Annotated in this window: 1 protein-coding gene; it reads right to left on the reverse strand. The window is 54.5% G+C overall.

The window, feature by feature from the left end; genetic code table 11:
- The coding region (locus ABEV74_RS22870; protein ID WP_430149971.1) for an IS4 family transposase at positions 1 to 660 on the reverse strand (660 nt) is incomplete at both ends.

Consider the following 660-nt stretch of genomic DNA (forward strand, 5'->3'; position numbering starts at 1 on the left):
ATCACGTCCTCCACGGAGAGGGAAAGATCCGTCGACAGTACCGCGAGCCATTCATTCTTCTTCGTACGATGACGGACGAATACCACGCGAACCGGTATGCCGGGGGCAAGCTCGGTTCGAATCGAACGAAGGATGCCTCGTTTCTTGCTTTGCACCAGAGACGCTGCCGCATATAGTTCTTTTAACGACAGCTTCCGGTCTTGAACAAGGAAACGCTTATTGTCGTTCTTGACCATGCCGATCACATGGAGCCCACGGGATATGATTTCCCCAATGAGGGGGGCGTGCGTGAACCAACTGTCCATCAAGACATAGGAGGCCGTGGCTCCCGCGGCAAGCGCGCGATCCAACATCGATACAATCACTTGCGGAGCCGGCAGGAGTGCTTCTTGACGTCGCTTATAGCCGTTCGTCCGTTTGTCGATCTTCTCACTCATGCCGTTAATGGCAGATTTGCTGGAACTGAGCAGCGCGAAGTCCAGCGGCAGAAACGTATGGCCGTCGGACCATCCCATGGTGAGCATGCGAAAGCCCTTATAATAAGCTCCGGTGGCATGATCTTTGAATCTGGCCAGCAACTCGACGGCTTTGCTGCGGTTGCGCTCGAACATCGAATCGTCAACGATGAAGACGGTGTCCCGATTTGCCGACGTAAGAACG

Origin of the sequence: Paenibacillus cisolokensis, from assembly GCF_050481165.1 — a bacterium.
GTDB classification, from domain to species: Bacteria; Bacillota; Bacilli; order Paenibacillales; family Paenibacillaceae; genus Paenibacillus_AH; species Paenibacillus_AH cisolokensis.